Origin of the sequence: Sulfuricystis thermophila (genome assembly GCF_004323595.1) — a bacterium.
Classification (GTDB): Bacteria; Pseudomonadota; Gammaproteobacteria; order Burkholderiales; family Rhodocyclaceae; genus Sulfuricystis; species Sulfuricystis thermophila.
Window position 1 is genome coordinate 948107 of the sequence record NZ_AP019373.1, and the last position, 18739, is coordinate 966845.

16 protein-coding genes are annotated in these 18739 nt (G+C 64.8%); 3 read left to right on the plus strand and 13 right to left on the minus strand.

Annotation, left to right across the window (positions count from 1 at the left end):
* Positions 1 to 3: 3 nt before the first annotated feature.
* The 6 genes from M52SOB_RS04850 to M52SOB_RS04875 all read right to left on the minus strand — a co-directional run bounded on the left by M52SOB_RS04850 (position 4) and on the right by M52SOB_RS04875 (position 9902).
* Complete coding sequence (locus tag M52SOB_RS04850) at positions 4 to 1164, minus strand: MFS transporter (RefSeq protein WP_131110827.1); 1161 nt, start codon at positions 1162 to 1164, stop codon at positions 4 to 6.
* 5 nt (positions 1165 to 1169) lie between these two features.
* The gene (tal, locus tag M52SOB_RS04855; RefSeq protein ID WP_131110828.1) at positions 1170 to 2258 is read right to left on the minus strand and encodes a transaldolase; all 1089 of its coding nucleotides are present in this window, start codon (positions 2256 to 2258) and stop codon (positions 1170 to 1172) included.
* A gap of 22 nt (positions 2259 to 2280) precedes the next feature.
* Positions 2281 to 4641, minus strand: a complete 2361-nt coding sequence (locus M52SOB_RS04860; protein WP_131110829.1) for a phosphoketolase family protein — start codon at positions 4639 to 4641, stop codon at positions 2281 to 2283.
* Between the two features lie 37 nt (positions 4642 to 4678).
* Positions 4679 to 7207, minus strand: coding sequence for an alpha-glucan family phosphorylase (gene glgP, locus M52SOB_RS04865; RefSeq protein ID WP_131110830.1), 2529 nt, complete (start codon positions 7205 to 7207; stop codon positions 4679 to 4681).
* Between the two features lie 173 nt (positions 7208 to 7380).
* Complete coding sequence (locus tag M52SOB_RS04870; RefSeq protein ID WP_131110831.1) at positions 7381 to 9057, minus strand: ABC1 kinase family protein; 1677 nt, start codon at positions 9055 to 9057, stop codon at positions 7381 to 7383.
* On the minus strand, positions 9057 to 9902 hold the full coding sequence (locus M52SOB_RS04875) for a DUF2934 domain-containing protein (RefSeq protein ID WP_284155208.1): 846 nt from the start codon (positions 9900 to 9902) through the stop codon (positions 9057 to 9059). Before M52SOB_RS04875 ends, M52SOB_RS04870 begins: the two co-directional genes overlap by 1 nt.
* A gap of 179 nt (positions 9903 to 10081) precedes the next feature.
* Here M52SOB_RS04875 and crcB point away from each other — a divergent pair, with 179 nt between their 5' ends.
* Both crcB and M52SOB_RS04885 read left to right on the plus strand, forming a co-directional pair.
* Complete coding sequence (gene crcB, locus M52SOB_RS04880) at positions 10082 to 10465, plus strand: fluoride efflux transporter CrcB (RefSeq protein ID WP_131110832.1); 384 nt, start codon at positions 10082 to 10084, stop codon at positions 10463 to 10465.
* An 11-nt stretch (positions 10466 to 10476) separates the two neighbouring features.
* Positions 10477 to 10797: a DUF190 domain-containing protein gene (locus M52SOB_RS04885; RefSeq protein WP_131110833.1), complete on the plus strand. Its 321-nt coding sequence runs from the start codon at positions 10477 to 10479 to the stop codon at positions 10795 to 10797.
* On the opposite strand, the gene M52SOB_RS04890 is transcribed toward M52SOB_RS04885, so the two are convergent.
* Positions 10798 to 11607, minus strand: a complete 810-nt coding sequence (locus M52SOB_RS04890) for a sulfite exporter TauE/SafE family protein (RefSeq protein WP_131110834.1) — start codon at positions 11605 to 11607, stop codon at positions 10798 to 10800.
* Positions 11608 to 11615: 8 nt separating this feature from the next.
* Complete coding sequence (moeA, locus tag M52SOB_RS04895; protein WP_131110835.1) at positions 11616 to 12884, minus strand: molybdopterin molybdotransferase MoeA; 1269 nt, start codon at positions 12882 to 12884, stop codon at positions 11616 to 11618.
* Between the two features lie 266 nt (positions 12885 to 13150).
* Between moeA and M52SOB_RS04900 the strand changes: the two genes are divergently transcribed.
* Positions 13151 to 13588, plus strand: a complete 438-nt coding sequence (locus tag M52SOB_RS04900; protein ID WP_131110836.1) for a hypothetical protein — start codon at positions 13151 to 13153, stop codon at positions 13586 to 13588.
* 79 nt (positions 13589 to 13667) lie between these two features.
* Here M52SOB_RS04900 and M52SOB_RS04905 read toward each other — a convergent pair whose 3' ends face one another.
* The 5 genes from M52SOB_RS04905 to M52SOB_RS04925 form a co-directional block, all read right to left on the minus strand.
* Positions 13668 to 14462 (minus strand): SDR family NAD(P)-dependent oxidoreductase, encoded by a 795-nt coding sequence (locus M52SOB_RS04905; protein ID WP_131110837.1) that lies wholly within the window; start codon positions 14460 to 14462, stop codon positions 13668 to 13670.
* 138 nt (positions 14463 to 14600) lie between these two features.
* Complete coding sequence (locus M52SOB_RS04910) at positions 14601 to 14855, minus strand: MoaD/ThiS family protein (RefSeq protein ID WP_131110838.1); 255 nt, start codon at positions 14853 to 14855, stop codon at positions 14601 to 14603.
* A complete protein-coding gene (locus M52SOB_RS04915) occupies positions 14852 to 16093 on the minus strand; it encodes an NAD(P)/FAD-dependent oxidoreductase (RefSeq protein ID WP_131110839.1) in 1242 nt (413 codons plus the stop codon). Before M52SOB_RS04915 ends, M52SOB_RS04910 begins: the two co-directional genes overlap by 4 nt.
* Before the next feature lie 159 nt (positions 16094 to 16252).
* Entirely contained in the window at positions 16253 to 18100 is a 1848-nt protein-coding gene (locus M52SOB_RS04920) for an aldehyde ferredoxin oxidoreductase family protein (protein WP_131110840.1), read from the minus strand.
* Positions 18101 to 18116: 16 nt separating this feature from the next.
* Positions 18117 to 18596: a 4Fe-4S dicluster domain-containing protein gene (locus M52SOB_RS04925; protein WP_131110841.1), complete on the minus strand. Its 480-nt coding sequence runs from the start codon at positions 18594 to 18596 to the stop codon at positions 18117 to 18119.
* Between the last annotated feature and the right edge of the window lie 143 nt (positions 18597 to 18739).

Consider the following 18739-nt stretch of genomic DNA (forward strand, 5'->3'; position numbering starts at 1 on the left):
CGCTCACGCCCGCCCACTGGCGATGAGTCCGGCCAGCGCTACCAAGGAGAAGGCCGCGCCGGCATAGAAGGTCGCGGCCGGCCCGACCCAGGTCCATAAGCTGCCGGCGATGATGCTGGCGGCGAGTAGCGCAATCCCGCTCACCAGATTGAATACGCCGAAGGCCGTGCCGCGCAAGCTCGCCGGCGCGGCATCGGCGACCAGAGTGGAGAGCAGTCCTTGCGTCGCGCCCATGTGCAGGCCCCAGATCGCGGCACCGAGGCCAACCGTCCAGACGTTGGCGGCCCAGGCCAGGACGAGGTCGGCGGTAATGAGGAAGGCGACACCCCAGACCAGCAGGCTGCGGCGGCTGCCGTTGTCGGAAAACTTGCCGAAGGGATAGGCGCTGGCCGCATAGACGACGTTCATCACGATCAGGATCAGCGGTACCCAGGTCGCGGCGAGGCCCACGTTCTCGGCGCGCAAGAGCAGAAAGGCCTCGGAGAAGCGCGCGAGTGTGAGCACCGCGGCAAAGGCCACCACCCACCAGAAGCGGGACGGCAATTGGGCGAGGCTGGCGCGCGCGATCGGCAAATGCGCTTGGGCAGGTGGGCGTGTGGCTTCGGGTTCCTCGACGCCGAAGAGGATCAACAGCACGCAAACGATGGCGGGCAGCACGGCGACCCAGAACACCAGCCGAAAATCGTCGTGAGTTGCCGCCATCAACCCCATCGCGGCGAGTGGCCCGGCGAAGGCCCCGACCGTGTCCAGCGCCTGGCGCAGGCCATAGGCCGCGCCGCGCTGCGCCTCGGGCGTCAGATCGGCGATCAGCGCATCGCGCGGCGCGCCGCGGATACCCTTGCCGATGCGGTCGAGAAAGCGCGCCGTGAGCACCGCCGCGATTCCCGTGGCGAGGGGAAAGAGCGGTTTGGTCAGTGCCGCCATGCCATAGCCGAGGAGCACCAGCGGTTTCCTGCGTCCCAGCCGGTCGGAGATCACGCCAGAGAAAATCTTCGAGATCGCCGCGGTCGCTTCGGCGATGCCTTCGATCACGCCGACCGACATCGCGGAAGCTCCCAGCACGGTCACGAGGAATACCGGCAGCAGGCTGTGGATCATCTCGGAGGAGAGGTCCATCGCCATCGAGACGAGACCAAGAGTAACGACGCCGGGAGGGAGTTTCATGTTGGTCACGCCACGGCGGCGAGGAGCTTGTCGTAGGCCTCGGCGAACAGCCGCACGCCTTGGGTCTGCAGGGCTTCGCCGACGTCGTCGAGGTCGATGCCAAACTCAGCGAGGGCGGCGATGTGCGCGGCGGCCGCCTCCATGCCCTCGATGAGCGTGGGTGCGACGCGTCCATGGTCGCGGAAGGCGGCAAGCGTGGCGTCCGGGAGGGTGTTGATGGTCTCCGGGCCGATCAGCGGTTCGACGTAGAGCACGTCGCTGTAGGCCGGATTCTTGGTACCGGTGCTTGCCCACAGCGGTGTCTGCGGTCGCACGCCCGCGGCGCGCAGTGTGGTGAAGGCCGGGCCGTGGAAGTGGTCGAGATACTGGCGGTAGCAGCGCTTGGCGAGCGCTACGCCGCTCTGGCCCTTGAGCGCGGCGGCTTCGGGTGTGCCGATGGCGTCGAGGCGTTGGTCGATCAGGGTGTCGACGCGGCTCAGGAACACGCTCGCCACGGCGCGCAGGCGCCGGGCGTCGCCGCCGTTGGCGATCCATGCCTGCGCGCCACGCAGGTAGGCGTCGCTCACCGCCGCGTGCTGCGCGAGCGAGAAGATCAACGTGACGTTGACCGGCACGCCTACTGCCGTAAGCTGCTCGAAGGCGACGAGACCCGCAGGCGTCGCCGGCACCTTGATGAGCAGGTTGTCACGCGCCACCGCGTCGCGCAGGCGCCGCGCCGCGGCGACGGTGCCGGCGGCGTCGTGAGCGAGCGCCGGCGAGACTTCGAGGCTGACGTATCCAGTCTCTCCCGCGCTTGCCGCATGAATCGGCGCCAAGAGGTCGCAGGCAGTGCGCACGTCAGGGATGACCAGAGCCTCGTAACGCGCCTCGGGCGAGCGCACCTCGCCGCGCAGACGTTCGAGGTCGGCTCGGTAGTAGGGACTGGTGGCGATGGCCTTCTCGAAGATCGCCGGGTTGGAAGTGACACCGTCGATGCCGTCTTCGCGGATCAGGCGTTCGAGGACACCTTCCTCGAGGTGGGTGCGGGAGAGGTTGTCGAGCCAGATGTGCTGGCCGAGCGTCTTGAGTTGCTGGAGGGGATTGTTGGGATTCATGGCGGCTCCTCGGGCGGTGAAGTCAGGCGGGCCAGTGCCAGTCGCGGATGTCCGGCATGTCCTCACCATGGCGGTGGATGTAGCGTTTGTGCTCGACCAGTCGGTCGCGCATACGCTGCTTGATGTGCGCCGCCCGGGCCTGTAACTTCGGCACGCGGTCCGCCACGTCCGTCACCAGATGGAAGCGGTCGAGGTCGTTTAGCACCACCATGTCGAAGGGCGTGGTGGTGGTGCCTTCCTCCTTGTAGCCGCGCACGTGCAGGTTGGCGTGGTTGGTGCGGCGGTAGGTCAAGCGGTGGATCAGCCAGGGATAGCCGTGGTAGGCGAAGATGATCGGCTTGTCGGTGGTGAACAGTGAGTCGAACGCGCGGCAGGAGAGGCCGTGTGGATGTTCTTCCTGCGGTTGCAGGGTCATCAGGTCGACGACGTTGATGAAGCGGATTTTCAGGTCCGGTGCGAGGCTGCGAAGGATGTCGATGGCGGCGAGCATCTCCAGTGTCGGCACGTCGCCCGCCGCCGCCAGCACCACGTCCGGCTCCCCGTCCTGATCGCTGCAGGCCCATTCCCACAAGCCGATGCCGGTGCTCACATGCTTGATCGCAGCGTCCATGCTGAGCCATTGTTGCTCGGGCTGCTTGCCGGCAACGATGACGTTGACCAGATTGCGGCTCCTCAGGCACTGGTCGGTGACCGCCAGCAGCGTGTTGGCGTCCGGCGGCAGGAAGACGCGCACGATCTCGGCTTTTTTGTTGACCACGTGGTCGATGAAGCCCGGATCCTGGTGCGAGAAGCCGTTATGGTCCTGACGCCAGACGTGTGAGGTCAACAGGATGTTGAGCGAGGCGATGGGGCGGCGCCAGGGAATCTCGCGGCACACCTTGAGCCACTTGGCATGCTGGTTGAACATCGAATCGACGATGTGGATGAAGGCTTCGTAACAGGAAAAGAAGCCGTGGCGGCCGGTCAGCAGATACCCTTCGAGCCAGCCCTGGCAGGCGTGTTCGGAAAGGATCTCCATTACCCGGCCGTCGGGGGCGAGATGATCGTCGAAGTCGTAGTGCTCGGCCATCCAGGTGCGATCGGTGACCTCGAACAACGCGCCGAGCCGGTTAGAGGCCGTCTCGTCCGGACCGAACACGCGGAAATTGTGCGGGTTCCGGCGCATCACGTCGCGCAGGTAGGCGCCCATCACGCGGGTCGATTCGGCGATCGGCGTGCCCGGCGCCGTCACCGCCACTGCGTAGTCCGCGAAATCCGGCAGCCGCAGGTCGTGCAGCAGTACGCCGCCGTTGGCGTGCGGGTTGGCCCCCATGCGCCGCGCCCCTTTGGGCGCCAAGGCGGCGATCTGCGGCATGAGGCGTCCACCGGCATCGAAGAGTTCGCGCGGCCGGTAGGATTGCATCCAAGCCTCCAAGAGCCGTACGTGCTCGGGGCGGTCCATGTCGCTGATCGGCACTTGGTGCGAGCGCCAGTAGCCCTCGACCTTCAGGCCGTCTACTTCCTTCGGGCCGGTCCAGCCCTTGGGGCTCGCGAGCACGATCATCGGCCAGCGTGGGCGTGTGCGCAAGACGCCCTCACGAGCCTGTCGCTGGATCTCGCGGATGTCGGTGAGCGCGGCGTCGAGCGCGGCCGCCATGGCCTGGTGCATCGCCTTGGGTTCGTCGCCGACGACGAAGTAGGGCTTGTGGCCATAGCCGGTCAAGAGGCTTTCCAGCTCGGACTGCGGGATGCGCGCGAGCAACGTCGGGTTGGCGATCTTATAGCCGTTCAGATGCAGGATCGGCAGCACCGCGCCGTCGCGCGCGGGGTTGATGAACTTGTTGCTGTGCCAGGAGGTGGCGAGCGGGCCGGTTTCCGCCTCGCCGTCGCCCACCACGCAGGCGGCGATGAGGTCTGGGTTGTCGAGCACCGCGCCGTAGGCGTGCAGCAGCGAAAAGCCCAGCTCGCCGCCTTCGTTGATCGAACCGGGTGTCTCCGGCGCGGCGTGGCTGGGAATACCCCCGGGGAAGGAAAACTGCCGGAACAGCCGGCGCATGCCCTCGCGGTCTTGCGACACGTCGGGGTAGAGCTCGCTGTACGTGCCTTCGAGCCAGGTATTGGCGACCACTGCCGGTCCACCGTGGCCGGGGCCAGCGATGAAGATCATCGACAGGTCGTCACGGCGGATGACGCGGTTCAGATGCGCATAGAGGAAGTTGAGTCCCGGCGTCGTACCCCAGTGGCCCAATAGACGCGGCTTGATGTGCGCGCGCTCGAGCGGCATATCGAGGAGCGGATTGTCGAGGAGATAAATCTGCCCGACCGAAAGGTAATTCGCGGCGCGCCACCAGGCGTCGATGAGTTCGAGTTCGGCAGGGGAAAGTGGGTGGGGGTCGTCGTTCATGGGGCTTCCTCAAAAGGGGGGACGGGCCATTCATGGATCAGCGGTACCAAAGAATCTCTCGTGCTTCGAGCGGAACTACGGCGCCGGGGAAAAACGGCACGATGCGCGGTGTGTAATCGCCTACCGGGCGCCGTTTGGGAATCTCGGCCGCGTAAGAGTGAGCGTTGAATGCCCCGTCCAGTGTCTTGCCTCGCTGCATGCGGAAAACGTCACGCGCACCTCTTTCAAGCGGCTGCGCGTAGAGTTCGACGACGATGGCATTGGGATCGAGTTCATCGAGGTAGACTGGGATGCTGAAATGCCAATATGTGTCGGATTCGACGATGTTGAGCTCGCCGAAATGGATGCGCGGCCAATGACGCCGCAGGTCTTCCTGCCAGGCGATCAGGCGAGCGGAGAATCCGGCATCATTTGCCCGCTGGAGGAATTCGGCTGCGGCGGGCAAGTAAAGGGTGTCGACGTATTCTCGCAGCATACGGTTGCTGGAATAACGGGGCGTCAGCGTGGCCATGCTGCTTCGCATACGTTCGATCCAGCCTCGCGGACAGCCACTCGCGTCACGGTCACGGTAGAACAGCGGCACGATCTCATTTTCCAGCAAATCGTAGAGCGTTTCGGCTTCGGCGTGATCCCAGGCTGGGTCGCTGTCGTGTTCCCGGCGGTCACCGACTGCCCAGCCGATTTCGGGGGCCCAGGCTTCCGCCCACCAACCGTCGAGCTCGGAGAGGTTGAGTCCGCCATTGACCAAGATCTTCATGCCGCTGGTGCCGCAGGCCTCCCATGGCCGACGCGGCGTGTTGATCCATAGATCGACACCTTGCACCAGTTGCTCGGCGATGACCATGTTGTAATCGGCGAGAAAGACGATGCGGCCGGCAAGATCGGGGCGGCTGTCAATGAAGGCATTCCACTGCCGCACCATCTCACGGCCGCTCTCATCCTGCGGGGGGGCCTTGCCGGCGATCACCAGTTGCACCGGCTGGTGTGGATCGCTCAGCAGACGGTACAGTCGCTCGGGATCGGCAAGCAGCAGGTTGGGGCGCTTGTAGGCAACGAAACGGCGTGCAAAACCGAGCGTCAGGCTGTTCGGGTCGAGTGCGTGCCTGGCCTGCTCGATGCGTTCGATCGGTGCGTTGTTCGCCGCAAGCTGGCGTTCGAGTTGTAAGCGTGCGAACCTGATCAGGTTCTGACGCGCAGCGATGCGCATCGCCCAGAGCGCTTCGTCGGGAATATGTCGGATTGCTGTGCTGAGATGCTTCGTTTCGCCCAGCCAGCGCGACTTGCCACAGGCAGCGGTCCAGAGACGGTCGGCATCGGCAGAGTCCCAAGACGGCACATGTACGCCATTGGTGACATGGATTACTGGCACTTCTTCCTCCGGCCAGCGCGGAAAGAGGGGCTGAAAGAGGCGTCGGCTCACCTGACCGTGCAACTCGCTCACCGCATTGATGTGCAGGCTGCCGCGAATCGCGAGCAGCGCCATGTTGAAAGGCTCGTGATCATCATCGGGGTTCACGCGCCCGAGCGCAAGGAAATCACGCTGTGAGATTCCCAAGGCATTTATCGTGCCATCGAGGTGGCGTTCGATCAGCGTCGGCGGGAAACGATCAAAACCCGCCTCGACCGGGGTGTGGGTCGTAAACACGTTGCCAGGGCGCGTCGTGGCGAATGCGCGCTGGAAGTCGACGCCGTGATCACGCATGTGACTTGCCGCACGCGCCAGCACGACGAAGGCTGCATGGCCTTCGTTGAGATGACAGACCTGTGGCGTGATCCCGAGCCGCCGCAACAACAGCCAGCCCCCCATGCCGAGGCAGATCTCCTGCTTCAGGCGCATACTGAGGCCGCCGCCATAGAGCTCTGCGGTGATGCCCCGGTCGGCGGGCGTGTTGAGCGGGTCATTACTGTCCAATAGATAAAGTCTGATCCGCCCGACCGTCACTTGCCATACCCGCAGACGCAGATTCCGTCCCGGGAACGGTAGTTCCACCCGCAGACGATCGCCAGCCTCGTCCAGGACAGGCTGAATTGGCAGCTGGGTAGGGTCGTTGTAGGGGAAATATTCCTGCTGGTTGCCATGGGCATCGAAGCTTTGCCGAAAATAGCCCTGCTGCCAGAGCAGGCCGATGCCGACCATCGGCACTCCGAGATCGCTCGCTGTTTTGAGACAATCGCCAGCGAGGATGCCCAAACCGCCTGAATAGATCGGCAGCGAATCCGATAACCCGAACTCCATGCTGAAGTAGGCGACCGGCGCGAGTTTGGCATCTCGGTGAGCGGTTTCGAACCACGTCGGCGCCGCGAGCGCCGCGGCATGTTCGTCGACGCATGCCTGCATGAGGGCGAGGAATTCGGGGTCCGCTGCCAGCTCAGTGAAATTCTGCTGCGAGGTGTTTTGTAGCACCAGCCAGGGATTCTTGGTGTGCTCCCAAAGTTCAGGGCAGACCCGTTCCCAAAGCACATCGCTGCTGTGGCTCCATGACCAGCGCAGGTCGAGGGCGAGTTCGATCAGCGGTACAAACGATGGCGGGAGATGGGGCAATTGTGCGGTAAGTGCGAAGGTCATGGATGGTGTTCGATCAACGATGGGTTCAATAATCGAGCAAAGTCTCACCATTACCTTTGAAAACTTGCAGATACAGGAAGTTCCCGCTGCGGGCGAACAATGGGCGACGCAAGGCAGGTCATATCGGGCGTGCCGGTGTGCCCTTGGTTAGCGCCACCACACCGACTCCACAGTCACTTCCCGCTGCGCCAGATCGACATCAGCACCCACAGACCGCCGACGACTGCGGCGATGAACCCCATCAGTCCGAAAGATGGCAACCCTGGCAGGGCGGTGTCGTGTTCGATGGTCATAACGATGGCCGAACCGACGATCAGCGCGGCGGTGACGATGGCGAGCGCGAGACGGCTGATCGCCCGGTCGAGACGGTCGCCGAACTGCTTCAAGGGAGGGACGTCGACTTGCACCTGCACCTTGCCGCGCCGGGCAGCGCGCAGCAGCTGGCGCAGGTCTTGCGGCAGGCGGGAGACGAGGGCGAGCGTATCGTTGATCTCGCGCCAGGCGCGTCTTGCCAGTGCGGCGGGGGAGGCGTGGTTGAAGAGCGCGCGTTCGATGAAAGGTGCGGCTTCGCCAGCCATGTCGAAATCCGGATCGAGCTGGCGTCCCAAACCCTCCAGCGTGATGAAGGCCTTGGTCATCAACGCCAGATCGGGGGGCAGCGCAAGACCATGCTCGCGCAGGATGGCGACCAGATCCGAGAGCATCGCCGCCAGATCGAGGCGCTTGAGCGGCACACCGTGATACTGGTCGACGAAGGCGTCGATGTCGGGCGCGATGGCTTCGCCGTCGGCTTGCGCATCGCTACTCCATTCCAGCAGCACATCGGCGACTTTGGCGGCATCATGGTTGACGAGGCCATCGAGCAGGAGGGCGAGTTGATAGCGGCGCTCTTCGGAAAGGCGCCCGACCATGCCGAAGTCGAGGAAGGCGATACGGGGACCGGGTAGGTAGAAGACGTTGCCGGGATGCGGATCGGCATGGAAAAAGCCGTCTTCCAGCATCATCTTCAGGACGGCCTGGGCGCCGCGGCGGGCGAGATACTTGCGGTCGAGGCCGGCGGCATCGACGGCGGCCAGATCCCGGCCGGGGATGCCTTCGACATAGTCTTCGACGATCAGTCGCTCGGAGGTCCATGCCCAGTGGATTCGCGGCACGAGGATCTCGGGCCAGTCGGTGAAGTTTGCGGCGATGCGCTCCGCGTGGCGACCCTCGATGGCGAAATCCAGCTCACGGCGTAGCGCCTGGGTGAACTGGCGTACCACTTCCTTCGGCCGGTAGCGCCGCAGATCGGGAGCTTCCGCTTCGACGATCTCTGCCAGCCGTGACAACAGGCGCAGATCGGCTTCGACGACCGGGCGGATGCCGGGACGCCGCACTTTCAGGACCACCGGCGTGCCATCGGCGAGCCAGGCGCGGTGCACCTGGGCCAGCGAAGCCGCTGCGAGCGCCTCGGTCTCCAGGCGGGCAAACAGCGTTTCGGGTGCCTGACCGAGATCTTCGCTCAGTTGCGGCCGCAGCGCATCGAAGGGCAATGCGGGGACGGCATCCTGCAGCTTGCCGAACTCGGTGATCCATTCCGGCGGAAACAGGTCGACGCGGGTGGCGAGGACCTGCCCCAGCTTGACGAAGCTCGGCCCCAAGTCTTCCAGCGCCCGGCGCACACGGGCCGGCGGTTCCAGCCGCGCCAATTCCTCCGGCGCCTGCCAGTGCAACGCGCGCCCGCCCCGCTCGAGCGCGCCGGCCATGCCGACGCGCCGCACCAGATCACCAAAGCCGTAACGAATCAGGACGCTGGCGATGTCATGCAGGCGTCCCAGATCGCGGACGGCACTGATGGCCTGCCAGAGCATCAGCGCTTCTTCTCATCGACCTTGGATTGCAGGCGGGCCGCGATACCCTGCAAAAAGCCGGCGGCGAGACCCGCAAACAGCGCGGCTTCATGGCGCAGCGCTTTCACCCCCTTCCTGGCTTGATCGCGAGCAGCCTCCTTGACCGTCCGGGCGAGTTGATCGACGGCGACTTTGACCCGCTGGCCGACGGCCGAACCGCTGCTCCTGGCATGTTCGGCCAGTTGCTGAAAAGTCGCCTGAACGGCCCCCTGAGTCGTGCGTGCGGCATCCTGCAGCGTTTCGGCAAACAACGACTGGAGCGTAGCGAGATCGTCCACCGCCTGCTTCAAGCCCTGCTGGGAGAATTCCTTCGTACGCCCCGTCGCTTCCTCGATCGCCAGATGGGCGGCTTCCGCCGCGCCGGAAAGCGCCTCGTCGAGGCCGCGCATCGCTGCTTTCAACGCTTCGCCGCTCCGTTCACCGAAGGGAGCGACGCCAGCGCGGGCGCCAGCGACGACGGCTTTCGTCACGCGCTTGACCGCATCGACATCGAGGCGGCCGCGGGTGAGCGCATCGAGCGTGATCGAACGTACCTCTTTGGCGATCGATGCCGGATCGGCTCCGAGCGCTGCTGCGACGCGCCGTTCGATTTCCTCGGTCGCCAGGGCGGGCAATCGACCCTGTTCGCGCAGCATCTCGTCAATCTGGGCCTCGGCCTGCCGCCAGTCCTCGGCCATGTCGCCACCGCTGAAGCCACGCTTCTCGGCGATGAAATACGCGGCCTCTGCAATCATCTTGTAGCGTTCTTCCAGCGTCACGGGCCCATTGCTGACGAGGGATTCGCCATTCGAGTAGGTTGCGGTCATGATCGGCTCCTTTCGTATGACGGGGAACGTGCAATCCCATTGTAGACCCGGAAATTCCGTCCAGTCTCGTTCGGGCGCTCACCTCGACCGGAAGTGGAGGATAATCCGTCGCAAATGCCATTCACGGCATGGGCGGTTGCAGCGCGTCGCCGCTGTGGCCGGACATTCGGAAATGCACTATGTTGAAAATGGTTTTCGCCATCGCTCTCGGGGCCGCGCTCGGTGCGCTGTTGCGCTGGTTCCTCGGTCTCAAGCTCAACAGTCTGTTCCCGGACATTCCGCCGGGAACGCTCGCCGCCAACCTGATCGGCGGCTATGTCATCGGCCTCGCGATCGCCTATTTCGCACTGACGCCGTCGATCGCGCCGGAATGGCGTTTGCTGATCATCACGGGTTTCTGTGGTGGTCTGACCACCTTTTCGACCTTTTCTGCCGAGGTCGTCAGCCTGCTGCAGGAAGGCCGGCCGGGCTGGGCGCTGGGAGCGATAGCCGTGCATGTCATCGGCTCACTGCTTGCCACTTTTGCCGGCGTGGCGTCTTTTCATTGGTTGAAATCGGCATGAGGGGGAGAGGAATGAACGGCTACCAGATCACCTTTTTCACCCAGCAGGATCGCCGCCACAAGGGCAAGCCGTTGGCCGAGTGGCTCGTGCATCTCGCCAAAGAGATGGGGCTGCCCGGTGCGACGCTGCTTACCGGCAGCGAGGGCCTGGGGCATGATCGCCGCATTCATTCGGCGCGTTTTTTCGAGCTGGCCGATCAACCGGTCGAGGTCGTGATGGCGGTCGATACCGAGCAGGCCGAACGCCTGTTCGCGCGTCTCAAGGCCGAGGGCGTGCATCTGTTTTACGTCAAGACTGCGGTCGAGTTTGGCGTGCTGGGGGAAGATGGGTAATCAGCGGAAAAACTGCAGCACATAGCCCGCCGCGAGCCCGGCCAGCAAGAGCGCCAAGCCCGTTTTGAGCACCCGCTGCGGCACGTGTTTCTGCATCCGCGCGCCGAGATACATGCCGGCAAGACCGCCGATGCCGAACAGGAGGCCGAGAGCCCAGTCGGGTTGGGCCGTCACGCCGGCGGGGGCTGGCAGGAACTGGTAGGCGGCCACGCCTACCAGCGAGGCGAGGAAGGTGCCGAACAGCGTCGCCCCGGCGATTGCATGCAGCGACAGACCGAACACGGCCACCAGCACCGGCGCCATCAGCGAACCGCCGCCGATGCCATAGGCGCCGCCGACCATGCCGATGACGAGCGCAAGCAGGAACACGCCCCGTGCCGGGACACCGCCGTCGCTCGGCGCGGAGGAGTGAGACGTGCTGGAGGGGGAACGCAGCAGCCGCAAGGCGAGCCAGGCGAGCACCAGGCCGACGAAGAGCTTGAAGGTTTTCGGTTCGGCCAGCCAATGAAGGCGCAGCCACCAGCCCGCCAACAGACCCGGCAGCGTGCCGAGCGCGATGATGCGCGCCAATGACCAGTGCATGCGGCCTTCGCGGGCATAGCGCCAGACGCCGCCCGGAATCGCGACGAGGTTGAAGACCAGATTGGTCGCCGTCACCGAAGGCGAGACGTAGCCGAGCACGCTCATCTGGAAGGGCAGCAGCAGGAAGGCGCCCGAGATGCCGACCATCGAGCAGAAGAAGGCGAGGGTGAAACCGGCCAGCGGCGGCAGCCACAACGGGACGGTGATGCCGGCGGTGGCGAAGAACACCGGGGCTCCTAGACGAGCCCCTCGAACGGCTGCACGAGCACCCTCTCGCCGGCTTCGACCTTACCGCGGTCGGCCTCCAGCACGATGAAACAATCGGCATGGGCCATCGAGCTCAACATGCCCGAACCTTGATGGCCCGTCGGCCGCACGCACCATTCATCGTTGTCGCGGAACAGGATGCCGCGCTGGAACTCGGTGCGGCCCGGGCCTTTCTTGATCGGCGCAGTACAGCGCGCGGCGAAGGTCGGCAGATGCGGCAGCGGATCGAGGCCCATCAGTTTCATCAGGGCCGGCCGCACGAACTGGTAGAAGGTCACCATCACCGCGACCGGGTTGCCCGGCAGGCCGAACAGCCAGGCGCTCTCCTTGCCTTGGCCGATGCGGCCGAAGGCCATCGGCTTGCCGGGCTTCATCGCGATCTTCCAGAACGCCACTTCGCCCAGGCGCGCCATCAGCTGTTTGACGAAATCCGCCTCGCCGACCGAGACGCCGCCGCTGGTGACGATCGCATCACTGCAGGCCGCCGCTTCACGGAAGGCTGCCTCCAGCGCCACCGGATCGTCCTTCACCACGCCCATGTCGATGACTTCGCAGCCCAGCCGCGTCAGCATGCCCCAGAGCGTATAGCGGTTGCTGTCATAGACCGCGCCGGGTGTGAGCGGCATGCCGAGCGAGATCAGCTCGTCGCCGGTGGAAAACAGCGCCACGCGCACGCGGCGTCGCACCGAGATTTCGGCAATGCCGAGCGAAGCGATCACGCCGAGTTCGGCGGGCCGCAGGCGCTTGCCGGCGGGAATCGCCGGTTTGCCAGCCTGCAGGTCCTCGCCGGCGCGGCGGATGTTCTGTGCCGGCTTCTGCCCCGGCGGGACGATGATCGTCTTGCCTTCGACGCGCACGACTTCTTGGATCACCACACAGTCGGCGCCCTCGGGAATCATCGCGCCGGTCATGATGCGTGCCGTCTCGCCAGCGCCGACTTTCGCCTCACAGGGGCGGCCGGCGAAGGCCGTGCCGACGATCTTGAGCCGTGTTTCGCCCGCGGGCGAGAGATCGGCGTGGCGCACCGCCCAGCCGTCCATCGCCGAGTTGTCGTGCGCCGGCACGTCGACCGGCGAGATCACGTCCTCGGCGAGCACGCGGCCGAGCGCCTCACGCACGAAGAGGCGCTCATGACCGGCGACGGGCTGGACGGTATCGAGCAGGAACTGGCGGGCGCGGGAGACGGAGAGCGCTTCCGGATCGTAATCGTCGAGGCAGGTGAAAGGGAGTGCAGGCATGATGGATGTTCAACCCAGAGTGTCCATTGGAACACGAGCGGATTTCGCTGGCGAGGGCGAGCAGATTTGCGTCCCCGCGACGAGCCAATAACCATGTCTATTGGCGAGGAGCGGGGGCGCGAAGATGCCGCCCGCAGCCCGAAAACCGCCGTGTAGGGCGATGAAATGATCTTTTCGCATGCTCATGGTAAGTCAGCCCGGTCTAATGGACAATCTGGGTTCAACTCAAGCGCGAATCCGCGCCGAGTGTAGCCTAGAATTCCCGCATGAGCATCCTGACCCAGATCATCGCCGCAGAAGAAGACGAACTCGCGGCGATCGGCGAATCCCTGAACCCGCTCGATCTGTGGAGCGGCATTGGCTGGCGCGATCTGACCATCGCCCGAATCGCGATGCTGGAGTGCGTGCTGACCGGCGAGCTGTTCGACGATGCCGCGGCGCGCTGCGAGCCGGTCTATGTCTCGCCCGATGAGGGTGCGCTGGTGCTGCGTTTGAGTGACGAGCTGTTGGAGCGGCTCGCCATGCTCGACGAGGAGCGCATCGAGCTCCTCGCGGCGGAGCTGACGGCGACGGAAGCCTTCGAGACGGCGGGGTGGAGCGAGGATGAGGTTGCCTCGATGCTTGCCGATCTTGGCGAGCTCGCGCAACTGGCCGAATCGCAGGGGCAGGTGTTGTTCGCCTGGATTCACCCCTTGCGCACTTGAGACGCGGCGCGTGCGCGCGCCCTGAAAACGACGAGGGCAAGCGATTAGCTGCTTGCCCTCGTCGCCGAAGCCGAAACGCTTACTTGGCGATGCCGCCGGGATAGCACAGGCCGCCGGTGATTTCCAGCGTCGTGGCGTTGATCGCCTCGTTTTCCGCGCAATGGCCGATCAGGCGCGCGATTTCCTCCGGCTCGACGAGGCGGCCGAGATGCACGTCCTTGAGGATCGCCTTCAGTGCGTCCTGGTTCATGCCGGTGAGCATCGGTGTCGCGGTATAGCCCGGCGCGATGCCGACGCAGCGGATGTTCTTGATGCCGCGCAGCATGAATTCACCGATGATGATCTTCGGCATCAGCGCGTCGGCGACCTTGGTCGAGGAGTAGTTGAGCTGACCGATCTGGCCGACCTTGTTGACCGAGGAGATGGTGACCAGCAGACCCGGCCAGCCGCCATTGACCATCGCTTCGGCGGAATCGCGCAGCGTCAGGAAGGTGCCGGTGAGGTTGACGTCGATCACCGGCTGCCACTTGTCGAGGCCCAGCTTGCGCGCGACCTTGCCGGTTTGCTTGTCGAGGGTGAGCATCATGCCGTCGCGGATGATGCCGGCGCAGGCGACGGTGATGTTCAGCTTGCCGAAGGCATCGAGGGTCGCCTGGATGAACTTCGCGGTATCCGCTTCGCTGGTGACGTTGGCCTGCACGCCGATGGCCTCGGCACCCATCGCCTTGAGATCGGCGAGCACGCGGTCGATGTTTTCCTGCACCATGTCGACGATGGCGATCTTCGCGCCTTGCTTGGCGAAATACTTGGCGACCGCTTCGCCGATGCCGTTGCCGCCGCCGGTGACGAGAACCACACTGCCTTTGATTTCCATGTTCGAGCCTTTCTTGTTTCAGGTTGAGCGAGGGGAGGGCGAACACCCTCCGCCGGATCGGGATGTAACGAAATGACTTGCAGCCGCAAGTATCGCAAGTTTGGTTGTGCGCTGCAACATGCAGCGGCTATGAAGCCTTCAGCCCCCCGCGATTGGCGGCCAGATAGCGAGCGTCTCGCCGTCCTTGAGCGTGCGGGTTCCGCGCTCTGCCGGCGGCACGAAGAGGCCATCGACCAGCACCAGCTTGCAGGAGGCTTGCGGCAGCCCGAAACGCTCGATGACCTGCCCGATCGTGGTGCCCTCGGGCAGCTCGAGTTCGAGCGCATTGCGGGCGCGCGCAGCGGCCGGCAGGTAGTCCTGCAGCGCGGCGAAGAGCTTGAAGGTGATTTTCATGCGGCTTTCTGCGCTGCCCCCAGATAGGCGGCCATGAACTGCGTCGGGTCGGCCATGAGCCGCGCCTTCCAGGCCCCCAGTCTCGTTCTCGTCTGGATCAGGCCGCGCAAGGCGCCGACGTGATCCGTCCAGCCGATGCTGGTGGCGCCGATCAGCACGTCGTCCTCGAATTGCAGCGAGAGATAGCGGAAGTTCGCCTCATCGACGAGCTCGACGCCATCGCCTTTGCCTTGCCAGTGGCCGAAGGAGGTGGAGATCAGGCCGAGCGTATCGAGCACGTTGATCGCCAGGCTGCCTTGCAGCTCGGCGTTACCGCCGGCCATGTTGATCGCGGCGATGCGGCCCTGGTCGGCGGCATTCGGCTGGATCGCGTTGAGCTGGGGCAGGCCGCTATGAAAACCGGGCGCTTCGGTGACATCGCCGGCGGCATAAATGTCCGGCACCGAAGTGCGCATGCCGCGGTCGACACGGATGCCCTGGCCGATCTCGACACCGCTGCCGGCGAGGAAATCGACGTTCGGCCGCACGCCGGCGGCGCAGATCACCAGGTCGGCTTGCAGTGCCGTTCCGCCAGCGCCGAGTTTCACACACAACGCGTCGCCGTCTTGCTCGATGGCGCTGATCGCGGTATTGACATGCACCGCGACCCCTTTGCTTTCCACCCAGCGCTTGATCATCGCCCCGGCTTTCGCGGTCATCATGCGTGGCACCATCCGGTCGCCCATCTCGACGACGGTGAGCTTCACACCGCGGGAGGCGAGCGCTTCCAGGATGATGCAGCCGATGAAGCCGGCGCCGAGCTGCACCACGCGGCTGCCGGGCTGGGCTTTCGCGGCGATCGCGCGCGCGTCGTCGAGCGTCCAGCAAGTGTGCACATTGGCGAGGTCGATGCCCGGGATGGCCGGCCGCAGCGGATGGGAGCCCGTGGCGATCAGGAGCTTGTCGTAATGCAGGCGCTCGCCGGAAGCGAACTGGATCTGCTTCACCACCGAGTCGATGCAGCTCACCCGCCCCTGGATCAGATGGATGCCGTGCGTCGTGAAATGGTCGTGCGTCTTGCGCAGATGGGTGCCATGTTCGTCGATGTCGCCTTGCAGGAGATACGGGATCGCCATGCGCGCGTAGGGTGGCTCGGCTTCGTCACCGATCAGCGCGATCTCTGCTTGCGGCTGCAGGCGGCGCAAAGTCTCTGCGGCAACGACCCCTGCGGGGCCGTTGCCGATGATGATGTGCTTCATGTCTCGCCCCCCTTCACCCCCCTCGCGGGGGGTTCAAGAATGCTCGCTGCGCTCGATATCACGGGTGGCACCGAACTTTCCGCGGCGCGGTTTGCGCCTCGCGGCGCGTGCCGCGTTTGCTTGGGACGGCCCGGCGCAAACGCTTCTGCGCAGTTCACCTTACAAACCTAGGCGGCCGAGTGTGTCCTTGGTCGGCACGCCTTCGGCGTCCCAGCCGCGCAGCTGGTAGTACTCGGGCTTCATCTTGTCGAGGCCATTGACCAGACCTTTCGCCGGACCGGTCTTGGCCGGCTCGGTCTTCAGCCGCGGCGGCAGGTCGTCGTCCTTCGCGGTGAAGCCGGCGGCGAGATTGAACTGGCGCTCCATGTTCCAGATGCGCTCACCGACCTCGTTGAGTTTCTCTAGCGACCAGTCGCCCTCGCAGGCGGCGGCGATTTGCGGCTGGATGTCGGCCAGCGTCCAGGCGAACGAGGTGAAGATGCATAAGCCCGAAGAATCGAACACCGCCGTGGCGTCCTGGAAGGCCTTGACCAGCGCGGCCTTGCCTTCGGTGACGTGCGGGTCGGTCTTGACCGGGATGCCGAGCACCTCGGAGGCGACGGTGTAGCCGCGCAGGTGGCAGGCGCCGCGGTTCGAGGTGGCATAGGCGAGCCCCATGCCCTGGATGCCGCGCGAGTCGTAGGCCGGGAATTCCTGCTTCTTGACGCCCATCGACAGCTCGGGGTGGCCATGCTTGGCGCACAGCCGCGCCGAACCCAGGCCGAGCTCCTTGCCGAAGCCCTCGCCCTTCGCGGTCATCTGCGCCAGTTCCACCAGCGCCTGGGCCGAGCCAAACGGCGCTTCCATGCCGATGTCCTCTTTCGTGAGGATGCCGAGCTCATAGAGCTCCATCGCCGCACCGACGGTGGCGCCGAAGGAAATCGGGTCCATGCCGTCCTCGTTGCAGATCAGGTTGGCGAACTGCAGGGCTTCGAGGTCGCCGACGCCGTTGGCGGCGCCGAGCGCCCAGGCCGCCTCGTATTCGAGGCCGCCGGAGGCGCCCCAGTATTCCGGCTTGTTGACCACCGAGAAGTGCGTCTCGTCGATGCGCGAGATACGTCCGCAGGCGATCGTGCAGCCGAAGCAGGCGGCGTTCGTCACCAGATGAGTCTTGCCGTCGGTCGGGCGCTTTTCATGCATCGCCTCGGCCGAAATGCGGTTGGCCTGTTCGAACTGCACGTCGCGGTGGTTGCGCGTCGGTAGCGCGCCGATCTCGTTGATCACGTTCATCAACACCTGGGTGCCGTATTTCGGCAGCCCCTGGCCGGTGACGGCGTTCTCGGCCAGCACCTTCTTGCCGGCGGCCGTGGCCGCCATGAAGGCCTTGAAGTCCTTGATGCCGGAAACGCCGCGCGTGCCGCGCACCGCGACGGCCTTGAGATTCTTGCTGCCCATCACGGTGCCGACGCCGGAACGGCCCGCGGCGCGGTGCAGGTCATTGACGACGCAGGCGTACAGCACACCGTTTTCGCCGGCGCGGCCGATGCTGCAGACGCGTACCTGCGGATCCTGGTGGCTCTTCTTGATGATCTCCTCGGTCTGCCAGGTGGTCTTGCCCCACAGATGGGAAGCATCTTTCAATTCCGCCTTGTCGTTCTCGATCGACAGATAGACCGGCTTCGGGCTCTTGCCTTCGAAGATGATCATGTCCCAGCCGGCGAACTTCAGTTCCGCACCGAAGAAGCCGCCCGAATTCGAGCAGGCGATCGCGCCGGTGAGCGCCCCCTTGGTCACCACCGAATAACGACCGCCGGTGGAGGCCGCCGTGCCGGTCAGCGGGCCGGTGGTCATGATCAGCTTGTTCTCGGGCGAGAGCGGATCGACCTTCGAGTCGACCTCGCTGACGAAATACTTGGTGGCCAGCCCACGCTGGCCAAGATACTGCTGCGCCCATTCCATGTTGAGCGGTTCGGCTTTGCAGGTGCCGTGGGTCAGATCGACACGCAGCACTTTACGAGTCCATGCCATGATGTTCCTCCTCCGGTCAGGCGCTGGCGCGCGGGGCAGTGTCGGTCTTGCCGGCCCAGGCGCGCATCCTGTCGAAGCCGGTCCAGTCGGCATCGACGTAGGTGATCGCACCGGTGGGGCAGGCCGTGGCGCAGGCGGGATCGCCGCCGCACAGGTCGCATTTCTGTACCTTGCCGGTCTCGGCGACGTAGTTGATCGTGCCGAACGGGCAGGCGATCGTGCAGACCTTGCAGCCGACGCAGACCGCTTCATGCACCACCTTGGCGCCGGTGACGGCGTCGATGCGGATCGCATCGACCGGGCAGGCGTTCATGCACCAGGCATCGGCGCACTGGGTGCAGGTGTAGGGCACCTTGCGGCCCGCATGTTCGAAGTTGAAGACCTTGATGCGCGAGCGGGACGGGTTGAACATCCCGTAGTTTTCGAAGGAACACGCCAGTTCGCACTGCAGGCACCCGGTGCATTTGCTGGCGTCGATGTAGAGCGATTTCTGCATTTTTCTTTCTCCTCGTTATTGTTGGTGAGAGCTTTTGAAAAATTCTGCTGCGCTTGCCATCTTGGGGTCGGGCGGTGCTCGCCATCCTCATGTATTTCCATATACATTCCGGTGGCTGCGCTCCGGCCTCCCCCAACCTGCCT

Excerpts from the sequence above, each read along its gene's own strand:
- M52SOB_RS04850 (WP_131110827.1), bottom strand. The coding sequence starts at position 1,164 with ATGAAACTCCCTCCCGGCGTCGTTACTCTTGGTCTCGTCTCGATGGCG.
- tal (WP_131110828.1), bottom strand. The coding sequence starts at position 2,258 with ATGAATCCCAACAATCCCCTCCAGCAACTCAAGACGCTCGGCCAGCAC.
- M52SOB_RS04860 (WP_131110829.1), bottom strand. The coding sequence starts at position 4,641 with ATGAACGACGACCCCCACCCACTTTCCCCTGCCGAACTCGAACTCATC.
- glgP (WP_131110830.1), bottom strand. The coding sequence starts at position 7,207 with ATGACCTTCGCACTTACCGCACAATTGCCCCATCTCCCGCCATCGTTT.
- M52SOB_RS04870 (WP_131110831.1), bottom strand. The coding sequence starts at position 9,057 with ATGCTCTGGCAGGCCATCAGTGCCGTCCGCGATCTGGGACGCCTGCAT.
- M52SOB_RS04875 (WP_284155208.1), bottom strand. The coding sequence starts at position 9,902 with ATGACCGCAACCTACTCGAATGGCGAATCCCTCGTCAGCAATGGGCCC.
- crcB (WP_131110832.1), top strand. The coding sequence starts at position 10,082 with ATGTTGAAAATGGTTTTCGCCATCGCTCTCGGGGCCGCGCTCGGTGCG.
- M52SOB_RS04885 (WP_131110833.1), top strand. The coding sequence starts at position 10,477 with ATGAACGGCTACCAGATCACCTTTTTCACCCAGCAGGATCGCCGCCAC.
- moeA (WP_131110835.1), bottom strand. The coding sequence starts at position 12,884 with ATGCCTGCACTCCCTTTCACCTGCCTCGACGATTACGATCCGGAAGCG.
- M52SOB_RS04900 (WP_131110836.1), top strand. The coding sequence starts at position 13,151 with ATGAGCATCCTGACCCAGATCATCGCCGCAGAAGAAGACGAACTCGCG.
- M52SOB_RS04905 (WP_131110837.1), bottom strand. The coding sequence starts at position 14,462 with ATGGAAATCAAAGGCAGTGTGGTTCTCGTCACCGGCGGCGGCAACGGC.
- M52SOB_RS04910 (WP_131110838.1), bottom strand. The coding sequence starts at position 14,855 with ATGAAAATCACCTTCAAGCTCTTCGCCGCGCTGCAGGACTACCTGCCG.
- M52SOB_RS04915 (WP_131110839.1), bottom strand. The coding sequence starts at position 16,093 with ATGAAGCACATCATCATCGGCAACGGCCCCGCAGGGGTCGTTGCCGCA.
- M52SOB_RS04920 (WP_131110840.1), bottom strand. The coding sequence starts at position 18,100 with ATGGCATGGACTCGTAAAGTGCTGCGTGTCGATCTGACCCACGGCACC.
- M52SOB_RS04925 (WP_131110841.1), bottom strand. The coding sequence starts at position 18,596 with ATGCAGAAATCGCTCTACATCGACGCCAGCAAATGCACCGGGTGCCTG.